This is a genomic window from uncultured Stenotrophomonas sp., from assembly GCF_945952405.1.
GTDB lineage: Bacteria > Pseudomonadota > Gammaproteobacteria > Xanthomonadales > Xanthomonadaceae > Stenotrophomonas.
Window position 1 is genome coordinate 143,735 of the sequence record NZ_CAMFIA010000003.1, and the last position, 12,845, is coordinate 156,579.

At 68.5% G+C, this 12,845-nt stretch carries 12 protein-coding genes and 1 other RNA gene; 4 read left to right on the forward strand and 9 right to left on the reverse strand.

Features of this window, described 5'->3' with window-relative positions:
* Position 1: 1 nt before the first annotated feature.
* From mraY to mraZ, 7 genes are read right to left on the reverse strand one after another with little or no spacing between them, the layout of a single operon-like run.
* Positions 2 to 1,087: a phospho-N-acetylmuramoyl-pentapeptide-transferase gene (gene mraY / locus Q0P60_RS04540; RefSeq protein ID WP_010481929.1), complete on the reverse strand. Its 1,086-nt coding sequence runs from the start codon at positions 1,085 to 1,087 to the stop codon at positions 2 to 4.
* On the reverse strand, positions 1,077 to 2,471 hold the full coding sequence (gene murF / locus Q0P60_RS04545; RefSeq protein WP_294988864.1) for a UDP-N-acetylmuramoyl-tripeptide--D-alanyl-D-alanine ligase: 1,395 nt from the start codon (positions 2,469 to 2,471) through the stop codon (positions 1,077 to 1,079). The genes mraY and murF overlap by 11 nt, the downstream gene beginning before the upstream one ends.
* A complete protein-coding gene (locus tag Q0P60_RS04550) occupies positions 2,468 to 3,976 on the reverse strand; it encodes a UDP-N-acetylmuramoyl-L-alanyl-D-glutamate--2,6-diaminopimelate ligase (protein ID WP_294988867.1) in 1,509 nt (502 codons plus the stop codon). Before Q0P60_RS04550 ends, murF begins: the two co-directional genes overlap by 4 nt.
* Positions 3,973 to 5,817, reverse strand: a complete 1,845-nt coding sequence (locus tag Q0P60_RS04555) for a penicillin-binding transpeptidase domain-containing protein (protein WP_294988870.1) — start codon at positions 5,815 to 5,817, stop codon at positions 3,973 to 3,975. The genes Q0P60_RS04550 and Q0P60_RS04555 overlap by 4 nt, the downstream gene beginning before the upstream one ends.
* Positions 5,814 to 6,077: a cell division protein FtsL gene (gene ftsL / locus Q0P60_RS04560; protein WP_005408074.1), complete on the reverse strand. Its 264-nt coding sequence runs from the start codon at positions 6,075 to 6,077 to the stop codon at positions 5,814 to 5,816. The genes Q0P60_RS04555 and ftsL overlap by 4 nt, the downstream gene beginning before the upstream one ends.
* Positions 6,074 to 7,042 carry a 16S rRNA (cytosine(1402)-N(4))-methyltransferase RsmH gene (rsmH, locus tag Q0P60_RS04565; protein WP_294988874.1) on the reverse strand — a complete coding sequence of 323 codons (969 nt, stop codon included), beginning with the start codon at positions 7,040 to 7,042 and terminating at the stop codon, positions 6,074 to 6,076. Before rsmH ends, ftsL begins: the two co-directional genes overlap by 4 nt.
* A 14-nt stretch (positions 7,043 to 7,056) precedes the next feature.
* On the reverse strand, positions 7,057 to 7,503 hold the full coding sequence (gene mraZ / locus Q0P60_RS04570) for a division/cell wall cluster transcriptional repressor MraZ (protein ID WP_004143635.1): 447 nt from the start codon (positions 7,501 to 7,503) through the stop codon (positions 7,057 to 7,059).
* Positions 7,504 to 7,827: 324 nt separating this feature from the next.
* On the opposite strand from mraZ, the gene Q0P60_RS04575 reads away from it, so the two are divergent.
* Both Q0P60_RS04575 and Q0P60_RS04580 read left to right on the forward strand, forming a co-directional pair.
* On the forward strand, positions 7,828 to 8,604 hold the full coding sequence (locus Q0P60_RS04575; protein WP_294988877.1) for an NRDE family protein: 777 nt from the start codon (positions 7,828 to 7,830) through the stop codon (positions 8,602 to 8,604).
* Positions 8,605 to 8,839: 235 nt separating this feature from the next.
* A complete protein-coding gene (locus Q0P60_RS04580; protein ID WP_294988880.1) occupies positions 8,840 to 9,310 on the forward strand; it encodes a DM13 domain-containing protein in 471 nt (156 codons plus the stop codon).
* A gap of 86 nt (positions 9,311 to 9,396) precedes the next feature.
* Here Q0P60_RS04580 and rnpB read toward each other — a convergent pair.
* Positions 9,397 to 9,748, reverse strand: an RNA gene (gene rnpB / locus Q0P60_RS04585) — RNase P RNA component class A.
* Between the two features lie 86 nt (positions 9,749 to 9,834).
* A complete protein-coding gene (gene rsmI / locus Q0P60_RS04590; protein WP_294988883.1) occupies positions 9,835 to 10,653 on the reverse strand; it encodes a 16S rRNA (cytidine(1402)-2'-O)-methyltransferase in 819 nt (272 codons plus the stop codon).
* An 81-nt stretch (positions 10,654 to 10,734) separates the two neighbouring features.
* Between rsmI and Q0P60_RS04595 the strand changes: the two genes are divergently transcribed.
* Positions 10,735 to 12,456, forward strand: coding sequence for a penicillin-binding protein activator (locus Q0P60_RS04595; protein WP_294988886.1), 1,722 nt, complete (start codon positions 10,735 to 10,737; stop codon positions 12,454 to 12,456).
* Positions 12,446 to 12,814 carry a YraN family protein gene (locus Q0P60_RS04600; RefSeq protein WP_180879035.1) on the forward strand — a complete coding sequence of 123 codons (369 nt, stop codon included), beginning with the start codon at positions 12,446 to 12,448 and terminating at the stop codon, positions 12,812 to 12,814. The genes Q0P60_RS04595 and Q0P60_RS04600 overlap by 11 nt, the downstream gene beginning before the upstream one ends.
* Positions 12,815 to 12,845 lie beyond the last annotated feature (31 nt).

Here is a 12,845-nt window from a genome sequence, read left to right on the forward strand (position 1 = left end):
CTCAGCGCACCTTCAACGTGGCCAGGCCGATCAGCACGAGCACGACGGAGATGATCCAGAAGCGCACGATCACGCGCGGCTCCGGCCAGCCCTTCAGTTCGAAATGGTGGTGGATCGGCGCCATGCGGAACACGCGCTTGCCGGTCAGCTTGAACGAGGCGACCTGGATCATCACAGACAGCGTTTCGATGACGAACACGCCGCCCATGATCACCAGCACCAGCTCCTGGCGGGTGATCACCGCGATCGTGCCCAGCACCGCGCCCAGTGCCAGTGCACCGATGTCGCCCATGAACACCATGGCCGGATAGGTGTTGAACCAGAGGAAGCCGAGGCCGGCGCCGGCGATCGCCGCGCAGATGATGACCAGCTCGCCGGCCCCCGGGATCTGCGGGATCTGCAGGTAGTTGGCGAACACCACGTTGCCCGAGGCGTAGGCGAACACGCCCAGCGCGCAGGCCACCAGCACGGTCGGCATGATCGCCAGGCCGTCCAGGCCGTCGGTCAGGTTCACGGCGTTGGAGAAGCCGACGATCCAGAAGTAGGCGATGGCCACGAAACCGATGCCGGCCAGGGGCAGCGCGATCGACTTGAACATCGGGATATAGAAGGTCAGCGCCGCCGGCACGTCGGCCGTGTAGAACAGGAACAGGCCGGCGGCCAGGCCGAAGATCGACTGCAGCAGGTACTTCCAGCGCGACTTCAGGCCATTCGGGTCGCGGCGGACGATCTTGATCCAGTCGTCATACCAGCCAATGGCACCGAAGCACAGCATCACCGCCAGCACCAGCCACACGTAGCGGTTGCGCAGGTCGGCCCACATCAGCACCGACAGGGTGATGGTGAGCAGGATCAGCGAACCGCCCATGGTCGGCGTGCCGGCCTTGGAGAAATGGGTCTGCGGACCGTCCTTGCGGATCGGCTGGCCGCCCTTGAACTGGGCAAGCTTGCGGATCATCGCCGGGCCGAGCCACAGCGACAGGAACAGGGCCGTCAGCGCGGCAAGGATGGCGCGGAACGTCTGGTAGTTGAACAGCCCGAACAGGCTCTCCAACTGCTGCAACCATCGAGCCAGTTCATACAACATGCGGGGATTCCTCTCCTTGCGCCAGCAGCGCTTTGACAATCGTGTCCATGGCGCTGCCACGGGAACCCTTGACCAGGCAGCGCACGCCGGCGTGCAGCTCGTCCTTCAGCGCCTGCGACAGCGCGTCATGGGTAGCGAAGTGACGGCCGCCTTCGCCGAAGGCATTGGCTGCGGCGGCGCTCAGCGGGCCCAGCGCATACAGGCGCTTCAGCCCCGCGGCACGGGCGCGCAGCCCGGCCTGCGCATGCAGCGCCTCGGCATCCGGGCCCAGTTCGCGCATGTCGCCCAGCACCAGCCAGCCCTCTTCCGGCGCGGCGGCCAAGGCATCGATGGCGGCGGCCAGCGAACCCGGATTGGCGTTGTAGCTGTCATCCACCAGCACCGCGCCGTTGCGCAGCTGGTGGGCAATCTGGCGGCCCGGCACCGGCTGTGCTTCGGCCAGGCCGGCAGCGATCAGCGCCAGATCGACGCCCGCGGCCAGCGCCAGGCTGGCGGCGGCCAGCGCGTTGCTGACGTTGTGGCGACCCGGCAGGCCCAGTACCACGCGGGCCTCGCCTGCCGGCGTGAGCAGGGTGAACTGGCTGCCCTGCGCGCCCGCGCGGATGTCGCGCGCGGTCACCTCGGCGGAGTGCTCCAGGCCGTAGCGCACTACGCGGCAGCGTGCCGGAGTACCGACGAAATGCTGCTCGAACCAGCGGCCATAGGCATCGTCGGCATTGATCACTGCCACGCCATCGGCCGGCAGTGCGGCGTAGATCGCGCCCTTGGTCACGGCCACGCCGAGCAGACTGCCCATCCGCTCCAGGTGGGCGGGGGCGATGTTGTTGACCAGTGCATAGCGCGGTCGGGCGATATCGGTCAGGTAGGCGATGTCGCCCGGCTTGCCGGCACCCATCTCGTAGACGGCATAGTCGGCGTCTTCCGGCGCGTCGACCACCGCCAGCGGCAGGCCGATCTCGTTGTTGCGGTTGCCCGGGTTGGCGTAGACCACCTTGTGCGCCTGCCGCGCCACCTGCTGCAGGATCGACAGCAGCAGGCTTTTCACGCTGGTCTTGCCGTTGCTGCCAGTGATCGCGAACACCTCGGTGGCGCGGTCGCGCTGCATGCCGGTGGCAATCTTCGCCAGGGCCAGCTCGCTGTCGGCCACCAGCACCTGCGGCAGCTCGATCGGCAACAGGCGCTCGACCAGCAGTGCGCTGGCGCCGCGCGCCTGGGCATCCGCGGCGAAGTCGTGGCCGTCGAAACGCTCGCCGCGCAGTGCCACGTACAGGCTGCCCGGGCCGAGGCTGCGGGTGTCATTGCTGACCGCGTCGATGGCCACGTCGTCGCCGTGGATCTCGCCGCCGGCCCAGTGCGCGATCAGCGAAAGCAGGGTGCGCTTCATTCCGCGCCCTCCGCAGCCTGTGCCTGCAGCACGCCGGCCTTGGCGGCCAGTGCGGCAGCAGCCACTTCGGTGTCGTCGAAGTCATGGCGTACGCCGTTGACCTCCTGGTAGGGCTCATGGCCCTTGCCGGCGATCAGGATGATGTCGCCGGCACCGGCGCGCTTCACCGCCAGGCCGATCGCGCGCGCGCGGCTGCGCTGCACGGTCACGGCGGAGGCATCGATGAATCCGGCCAGGATGTCGGCAACGATCACATCGCCGTCCTCACCACGCGGGTTGTCGTCGGTGACGATGACCTGGTTGGCCAGGCGCTCGGCGATCGCGGCCATCTGTGGGCGCTTGCCGGTATCGCGCTCGCCACCGCAGCCGAACACGCAGAACAGCGTGCCGTGCAGGTGGCCATGCAGGCTGTCCAGTGCCTGCTCCAGTGCATCGGGGGTGTGCGCGTAGTCGACCACCACGGTCGGCAGGCCACCTTCGCCGCCGAGGCGGTTCATGCGGCCACGGATCGGCTGCAGCGCCGACAGCACGTCGGCGATGCGCGGCAATGGCTGCCCCTGCGCATGCAGGGTGCCGGCCACGGCCAGCAGATTGTCCACGTTGAAGCGGCCCAGCAGCGGCGACTGTACCGCCGCACGCTGGCCGTCGATGACCAGCTCGAAGGCGATGCCACGGCCATCCAGCTGCAGGGCTTCGGCGCGCACGCTGGCATCGCCGGCTCCTCGCGAGCTGAGGCCGATCGGCTGCACGCCCGCCGGCAGGCCGGCGAACAGCTGGCGACCGAACGCATCGTCAAGGTTGATCACCGCCGCCTTCAGGCCCGGACGATGGAACAACCGTGCCTTGGCCGCGCCATAGCTGGCCATGTCGCCGTGGTAATCCAGATGGTCGCGGGTGAGGTTGGTGAACACCGCAACGTCGTAGTGCACCGCATCCACGCGGCCCTGGTCCAGCGCATGCGAGCTGACTTCCATTGCCACCGCGCGCGCGCCGGCGTCACGCAGCTGCGCCAGCAGCGCATGCATCTGCAGCACCAGCGGCGTGGTGAAGCCGGTCGGCTCGACCGAACCATAAAGTCCGGCGCCCAACGTGCCGATACTGCCACTGGGCGTTCCGAGCAGGTGCCAGGCCTGGGCCAGCAGCTGCACGGTGGAGGTCTTGCCGTTGGTGCCGGTCACACCGACCATCGCCATCGCCCGCGACGGTGCGCCATGGAACTGGTCGGCCATCGCGCCCATGCGCGCGCGCAGGCCCGGAACCGCGATCGCATCGGCCGGCGCCGGCAGCTCGGCAGGTGTCGGCGGCTCGAACAGGATGGCGGCCGCTCCGGCCGCGCGGGCCTGCTCGACAAAGCCCAGGCCATGCGCGCCGAAACCGGCGATGGCGACGAAGGCATTGCCGGGGCGCACGGCACGGCTGTCCAGCACCAGGCCGGTCAGGGCGGGGTCGTGCCCGGCAAGGGCAACGTCCGGAAGCAACTGCGAAAGCAACATCGAAGGACTCATTGCGTGCCTCCCGTAGCGGGCGGCGTCTGGGCTTGCGCGCTCGGCAGCGCAGCATCGAATTCAGCGGCGGCATCGACCGGCAGCGCGGCCTCGGCCGGCGGCGCGGGCAGGATCGAGGCCGAATGGCCGACCTTGCCGGACTGCTGTGCGGCCAGCCACGACTGCAGGTCATCCAGCGGCACGTCCATCAGGCGCAGGGTGCCCTCCATCACGTTGTGGTAGACCGGCGCCGACACCAGGCCGCCGTAGAACTTGCCGGCCTGCGGGTCATTGATGACGATGACGGTGGCGAAACGCGGATTGGTGGCCGGCACCACGCCCGCGAACAGCGCGTTGTAGTGGCCACGCTCGTATCCGCCGGGGCCGGCCTTGCGCGCGGTACCGGTCTTGCCGGCCACGCGGTAGCCCAGCACCGCCGCCTGCTTGGCGCCACCCTGGGTGACCACCGTTTCCATCATCGCCACCACCTGCCTGGCGACGTTCTCGTCGATGATCTGCTGGCCTTCGTTGCGCTGGCCCTTGACGAAGGTCGGCGCGATCAGGCGGCCGCCATTGGCCAGCGCCGAGTAGGCGGTCGCGATCTGCAGCGGGGTGACGTTCAGGCCGTAGCCGTAGGACATGGTGGTCTTGGTGGTGCCGGACCAGCGCGCCGGGCGCAGCACGACGCCACCCGACTCGCCGGGGAAGCCGCTGTGCGGCACCGAGCCGTAGCCGAACCGGCGCACGCCGTCGTAGAACACCTGGTCGGGCATCTTTGCCGCGACCTTGGCGGCACCCACGTTCGAACTGCGGGTGATCACGCCGGTGACGTTCAACACGCCGTTGTTGCGCGGCACGTCGCGGATGGTGAAGCGACCCAGGGTCATGTAACCCGGGTTGGTATCGATGATGGTGTCCTTGGTCACCGCACCGGCCTGCAGCGCCGTGGCGATGGTCAGCGGCTTCATCGTCGAACCCGGCTCGACCAGATCGGTCACCGCGCGGTTGCGGCGCGCATCGGGGAGCGCGCCGGTCAGCGAATTCGGGTTGTAGGTCGGCAGGTTGACCATGGCCAGGATCTCGCCGGTGGTCACGTCCATGATCACCATCGAACCGCCGGCCGCCTTGTTGGCCACCAGCGCGTTGCGCAGTTCCTTGAAGGCCAGGTACTGGATGCGGCGGTCGATGCTGAGGGTCAGGTCCTTGCCCGGCTCGGCTGCGCGCAGCAGGTCGCTCTCGACGGTTTCGCCCTTGCGGTTGCGGATCACCCGCTTGGCACCGGCCTTGCCGCGCAGCCACTCGTCGAAGGCCAGTTCCAGGCCTTCCTGGCCGCGGTCATCGATATTGGTGAACCCCAGCACGTGCGCCATCGCCTCACCCTGCGGGTAGAAGCGGCGGAACTCGCGCTGTGCGGCCACGCCCGGAATCTTCAGCGCGACCACCTTCTCTGCTTCGTCCGGATTGATCCGGCGCCGCAGGTACATGAATTCCTTGTCCGACTTCTGCGACAGGCGGCTGCTCAGCTCATCCACCGACATGCCGACCGCCTGCGCCAGTTCCGGGATACGTTCGGGTGAACGCAGCAGGTCCTGCGGATTGACCCAGATCGACGCAACCGGCGTGGACACCGCCAGCGGCTCGCCGTTGCGGTCGGTGATCATGCCGCGCGAGGTCTTGATCGGCAGCTCGCGCAGGTAGCGGGCCTCGCCCTGGCGCTGGTAGAAATCGCTGTTGATGATCTGCACGTAGGCGGCGCGGCCGACCAGCGATACCGAGCACAGGCCAAGTGCCAGCGCCACCCAGCGCAGGCGCTGGCGCAGGTTGAAGGCATTGCGGGGGCGGTTGCGGCCGGTCTTGCTCATGGGCGCACCACCACGATGTCGCCCGCCTCGGGGAACTTCATGCCGAGCTTCTCGCGCGCGATGCGATCGACGCGGTTGGCTTCGGCCAGGGTCGCCTGCTCCAGCTGCAGGCGGCCGAACTCGAGATTGATGTCATCGCGCTTGCGCTCGGCGCGCGACAGCTCGATGAACGTCTGCCGATGACGGTGACGCACGAACACGACGCCGATCGCCGAGGCCACGGTGGAGGCCAGCAGGATGATCAGCAGCAGCCGGCTCATGCCCCGGCCTCCCGCTTCTGGGCCACGCGCAGCACGGCACTGCGGGCGCGCGGATTGGCGGCCAGCTCTTCGTCGGTCGCCTTGATGGCACCGCCGATCAGGTCCAGGGTCGGCACGAACGCGACCGCCTCGGGCAGGCGGCGGTTGGCCGGCGGCGCCTTGGCCAGGCGGTTCATGTACTGCTTGACGATGCGATCTTCCAGCGAATGGAAGCTGATGACCGCCAGCCGGCCGCCGGGCTTGAGCCGTTCCACCGCCGCATCGAGCCCGGCTTCCAGATCGGCCAGCTCGCGGTTGATGTGGATGCGGATGGCCTGGAAGCTGCGCGTGGCCGGATGGATCTTGTCCTTGCCACGCGGCATCACCGAGGCGATCAGTTCGGCCAGTTCAGCGGTGCGCGAGAACGGCTGCTTCTCGCGGCGGGCCACGATGGCACGGGCGATGCGCCGGCTCTGGCGTTCTTCGCCGTAGGTCCACAGCACGTCGGCGATCTCGCGCTCTTCGACGCGGTTGATCCACTGCGCGGCGCTTTCACCGTTGTCCGGATCCATGCGCATGTCCAGCGGGCCATCCTTGCCGAAGCTGAAGCCGCGTTCGGCCACATCCAGCTGTGGCGACGACACGCCGAGGTCGAACAGCACGCCGTCCAGGCCCTCGGCCGTCGCATCCCACTGCAGCAGCTGGGCGAAGCTGCCGCGGAAGATGGACACGCGCGGATCCGGCGCGAAATCGCGCTCGGCTACGGCGATGGCTTCGGGATCCTTGTCCATGACCAGCAGGCGCCCCTCGGGACCGAGCTGGGTGAGCACGCCACGTGCATGACCGCCACGACCGAACGTGCCATCCAGATAACGTCCGTTTTCGATCACCCTCAGGCCTTCAAGGACCTGGGTGTACAGGACCGGCAGGTGCACCGCCGGCGACTGCGACACCGGAAGGTGACCGGCCTGCGCTTCTGGGCGCATCCGGGCACCCCGGCTCACAACTTCAGGTCGAGCAACCCATCACCCAGATCCTCATCAGACAATGTCTGCTGGATCAGGGCCCGATGCGCCTGCTCGCTCCACAATTCGAACTTGTCGCCCATACCGAGCAATACCGCCTTCTTCTCAATGCCCACCGCACCGCGGTGGCTGGCGGGGATGCTGATGCGACCGTTGCCGTCCAGTTCCAGATGGGCGGCCGAACCGACCAGCTTCTGCTGCAACAGGCGCACGACGCGCTGGGTGTTGGGCTTGGACATCACATCGTCGCGGACCCGCTCCCATTCCGACTCTGCATACAGCCACAGGCAGCCGGCTTCGAACGGGTTGTAGGTCAACACGAGACGGTTGTTGCTGGCGCGCGCGACGAGGTCGCGGTAAGCGGTGGGAACCGCCATGCGCCCTTTATCGTCAACTGTGATGGCCGTCTCGCCCTGGAACACGACGCCTGCACCTTGTCCTTCGCCCGGTGAAACATTGAACCACGAAAACCCACAAAACACCCGGATTTCCCTCTGATGCCCACCTTAGCAGCGAGCCAAGGGTTGTCAACACCTTTTCCGCAGGGAAATCGCCAGCCGCATCAATGGCTTGCAACAACCTTTAGAGAATTGTTCAAGGCTTATCCACAAGTTGCTGATCCGTCTCAATTTTTGAGATTGAACAGAAGTTCAGGGGCGTGGAGAGGGCGTGAAACATCGCCCGCGCATTCATCCGGAGCGCGCTGAAAACGACGCCGGACTGCGCAAACCGTGCACAATGAAGCCATGTGCCTGCTCGCTCTTGGCTGGATGCACCACCCGCGCTGGCGGCTGGTGATGACCGGCAACCGTGATGAGTTCCACGCGCGCCCGACGGCGGCGCTGGCCCCCTGGCAAGATGAGACCTCCGTCATCGGGGGGCGCGACCTGCGCTCCGGGGGCGGCTGGGCCGGGGTGGGCGCCTCTGGCCGGATGGCCGTGGTCACCAATGTCCGCGACCCGCTGGCCGCCCAGACCGGCCCCTCGCGCGGCGCACTGGTCGCCGACTTCCTGCGTGGCCGCGACCCCGCTGCGGTGCATATCGATCGTTTGGCGACGGTGGCCGGCGCCTACGCTCCCTTCAACCTCCTGCTGGCCGATGGCAACAGCCTGGAATACCTGGGCAACCATCCGGCCGAACGCCAGAGCCTTGGCCCGGGCGTGCACGGCATGTCCAACGGCGCACTGGACGCGCCGTGGCCGAAGACCCGGCGGTTGATGGCGGCCCTTGAAGGCTGGCTGCAGGAAGACCGGGCCAGAACCCTGGCCCAGGGGGAAAGTGACCTGACCCCGCTCTGGGCCGCGCTGGCCGATGAGCACCGCCCCGCCGACAGCGACCTGCCCGATACCGGCATCGGCCTGGAACGCGAGCGCTGGCTGAGCCCGGCCTTCATCCGCGGCGACGACTACGGCACCCGCGCCAGCACCGTGCTGCTGATCGATGCCGACGGCCACGGTGAGATCCATGAGCGCCGTTTCGGCCCGCAGGGCATCCCCAGCGGACACAGCCAGGTCATTTTCTGACCGCGCGGCTGTCGCAACCTGCAGCATCGGACCCCCAACGCGACATCCCGAAGGCGTCGTTCAGCTCCAGGGACCGCCTCCCAACCGGCTGCGCCGCAGGGGTCTGCGCGCCCGCGGCGGCCGGCTGTGCCCATTTTTGACCCGGCGCTGTGTCTATAAATAATGCCCGCAACCTCCCAGGGTGGTCCGGCCCGGCACCCCGCCGCGCGATCCATCGCAGCCACAAGGAGGCCCCATGCGCCGCATCCTCATCCTGTCCGCCACCCACCTGCTCACCCTCGGCCTGGGCTTCGGCCTGGGCGTGTATTTCCTGCCGATCCTGACCGCGCCCGATGACCCGCCGCTCGCGCAGGTGCAGGCGGCCATGCGCGAGGCCCCCCACCACACCCGCTTCCGGCGCGACCTGAAGGGCAGCGACGCGGTGCACTGGGCCGAAGGCGAGGTCAGCGTCAGCCCGCGCCAGGTCGCCTTCGACGGCAGGATGGGGCCGGGCCCGGACTACAAGGTCTATCTGGTCCGCGACTTCGTCGACAACAAGGCCGATTTCCTCAGGATCAAGGCACAGGCGCAGCGCATCGGCGAGGTGAAGACCTTCAACCGCTTCCTGGTGGACGTACCCGGCAACGTGGACGTGGACGACTACACCACGGTCGTGGTGTGGTGCGAGCGCTTCTCGCAGTTCATTTCAGCCGGCCAGTACCGCTGACCGTGATGGGGCCGGATGCCTTTCCTGTGGAAAGGCATCCGGCCCCGCAATCACGGTCGATCCACGCCTTGCGTGGAAGAAGAAGGAGGCGGAGCCGGCCGATAAGCCGGGTTCTGTCGTGGACAGTCATTCCTCTAGGCGTTACGTCACCGCAACGCTCAAGCAACCTACCCGGATCCAACGCGGGCCGCGCCAAAGGATCCCTATTTGGTCTTGCTCCAGGTGGGGTTTGCCGTGCCGGTCTGTTGCCAGACTCGCGGTGCGCTCTTACCGCACCATTTCACCCTTACCGGCCTTCCGAAGAAGACGTAGGCGGTATCTTTCTGTTGCACTTTCCGTCGGCTTGCGCCGCCCAGGCGTTACCTGGCACCTTGCCCTATGGAGCCCGGACTTTCCTCGGCACCCCCGAAGGGATGACGCGACTGTCTGGCCGGCTCCGCCAGCGCGCATTCTACCGCAGTAGCGCCACGCCATGCGTGGCTGCACGCTGATCGGCATCCACGCATGGCGTGGATCTGGCGCCCTCAACTGCCGTACAACGCCTTGCGCGGTGCGCCGGTCAACTCGGCGGCCAGCTTGGCCGCGGTCGACGGCGGCAGGTGCTCGCTCAGCTTCGCGTACACGCGACGTCCCTGCGCCAGCTGCGCTTCCTCGTCGTCGCCAGCGCCCTGCACCATCACCACGAACTCGCCCTTGCGCTGGTTGTCGTCGGCCTCGACCCGGGCCAACAGGCCGGCCAGGTCACCATCGAGCACGGTTTCGAACAGCTTGGTCAGTTCACGCGCCAGCACCGCCGGGCGCTCGCCGCCGAAGATCGCCGCCATGTCGGCCAGCGACTCGGCAATGCGGTGCGAGGATTCGTAGAACACCATCGTGCGCACTTCGCCGGCCAGCGCCTGCAGGCGATCGCGGCGCCCGCTGGCCTTGGCCGGCAGGAAGCCTTCGAAACTGAAGCGGTCGCTCGGCAGGCCGGCGACGCTCAATGCGGCAATGGCAGCACAGGCGCCAGGAATCGGGCTGACCCGGATGCCGGCCGCACGCGCGGCACGCACCAGCCGGAAGCCCGGATCGCTGACCAGCGGCGTCCCGGCATCACTGACCAGCGCCAGAGATTCACCCGCCTGCAGGCGCGAAACCAGGCGCTGCGCCAGCGCATCTTCGTTGTGCTCATGCAGGGCCACCAGCGGCTGCTGGATGCCGAAATGCGACAGCAACTGGCCACTGCGGCGGGTGTCTTCGGCACAGATGGCCGCCACCGAACGCAGCACCTCCTGCGCGCGCGGGCTCAGATCGGCCAGGTTGCCGATCGGGGTGGCGACGACGTACAGGGTTGGGACACTCATTTCAGCGGTACTCACGGGGCAAGGGTAGAATCGTAGCGTGTACCCGGCCAAGGCCGCTGCCCTCATCGCATGGACCCGATCATGAACAAGCCCGCCGCACGGATCTCCGCCCTGTCGTTGTCGCTGATGCTGCTGGCCGGCTGTGCCACCACCAGCCTGACCAGCACGCCCGATTCGCCGGCCCAGAGCCAGGCGCTGGCGCTGATCGAACAGGGCAAGCCCCGCGACGCCGCGCTGCAGTTGGAAGGCCTGGCCGCCACCCTGCGTGGCGGCGCGCGCAGCAACGCACTGGCCGATGCGGCCTGGGCCTGGCATCTGGCCGGTGACAGCGCCCGTGCGCGCAGCCTGCTCGGCCAGCTGACGGCCCGCCAGCTGTCCGGTGCCAGCCTGCAGCGCTACCAGCTGACCGGTGCCGAGCTGGCGCTGGCCGACAAGCAGCCGGCGCAGGCACTGGCACTGCTGAAGGATCATGCCGACAGCGTGGCGGTCGGCCTGCGTACGCGCTGGCTGCTGGCCCGCGCCCAGGCCCTGCAGGGCACCGGCGATGCGTTCGGCGCCGCCACCGAACGCGCACGCGCCCATGCCAGCCTGACCGGCAGCGCGCGCAGCGAGAACCAGGCCGCGATCGCCGGCCTGCTCGGCACCCTCGACGACGCCACCCTGCGCAGCCGCGCCGCCGCCCTGCCGGCCAACGACCCGCTGTACAACTTCGCCGGCCGTGCGCTGATCGCACGCGGCCTGCCGCTGCCGCGCCCGTTCGACCGCGATGGTGCAGCCCAGTTCGATACCAGCAAGCGCCCCCCGGCAATGAGCGACGGCTACCGCCCGCCGGCCAAGCTGGCGGTCCTGCTGCCGCTCAGCGGCCGCCTGGCCACCGCCGCGCAGCCGGTGCGTGACGGCCTGCTGGCCGCCTACTACGGCGAGACCCGCCGCCGCCCGGACATCAATTTCATCGACACCGCCGGTACGCCGGCCGGTGCACTGGCCGCCTATGACAAGGCCGTCGCCGCCGGTGCCGACTTCGTGGTCGGCCCGCTGGGCCGCGACGAAGTGGACGCCGTGTACGGCCGCCAGCAGCTGCAGGTACCGGTGCTTGCACTGAACCGCGGCAAGGATGCGCCGCCGGCCGGCAGCGCCGGGTTCTCGCTGGCGCCGGAAGACGACGGCATCGTCGCCGCCGAATACCTGCGTGGCCGCGAACGCAGCCGTGCGCTGGTGATCAGCAGCAACGACGACACCGGCCGCCGCTCCGCCACGGCCTTCGCCCAGCGCTTCGCCCAGCGCGGTGGCCAGGTGGTGGCCACGCTCAATGTCGGCGACGCCGTGGGCGATGTCGGCGCGCAGGTGCGCAATGCCGGCCAGGTCGATGCCGTGTTCCTGGCCGTGCGCGCACCGCAGGCACGCCTGCTGGCGCCGCAGCTGGCACTGGCCGGTGCCGGTGGCGCGACCCGCGTCGGCACCTCGCAGCTGACCGTCGGCAGCGGCAAGGTGGAAGAAGACGTGGCCCTGGACGGCATCGTCTATCCGAACGAAGCCTGGAACGTACGCAGTGTGTCCGGCCTGCCCTCGGCCAGCCAGGTCGCCAGCACCCTGCCGAGTGCACGGGGTGCCGCCGGCCGCCTGTTCGCCTTCGGCGCCGACGCCTGGAAGATCACCGCCTACCTGGACAAGCTGTCCAATGAAGGCGGCCTGGACGGCGCCACTGGCACGCTGTTCCTGGACAGCAACGGCAACATCCTGCGCCAGCCGGCGTGGTCGACCTTCAATGGCGGCCGGCCGATGCCGATCGTCGGTGGTCGCTGAGCGCAGCCAGCGTGGCTCGGCGGTGGAAGCCGCCGCCGAGCAGCATCTGCAACAGGCCGGGCTGCAGCCGCGTGCGCGCAACGTGCGTTATCGCGGCGGCGAACTCGACCTGGTGATGGACGACGCCGGCACCGTGGTGTTCGTGGAAGTGCGCTATCGCGCGCGATCCGACTTCGGCGGTGGCGCCGCGTCGGTCGACGCCCGCAAATGCCGGCGCCTGGCCCACGCCGCGCAACTGTTCCTGCAGGACAATCCCGCGCTGGCCAATGCGCCCTGCCGCTTCGACGTGGTCGAGGCCAGTGGCGAACCGCCGCAGCTGCACTGGCTGCGTGATGCGTTCCGGCTGGATGATTGCTGATGTGTACCTGCAGCCGGCCAGCGGCCGGCCC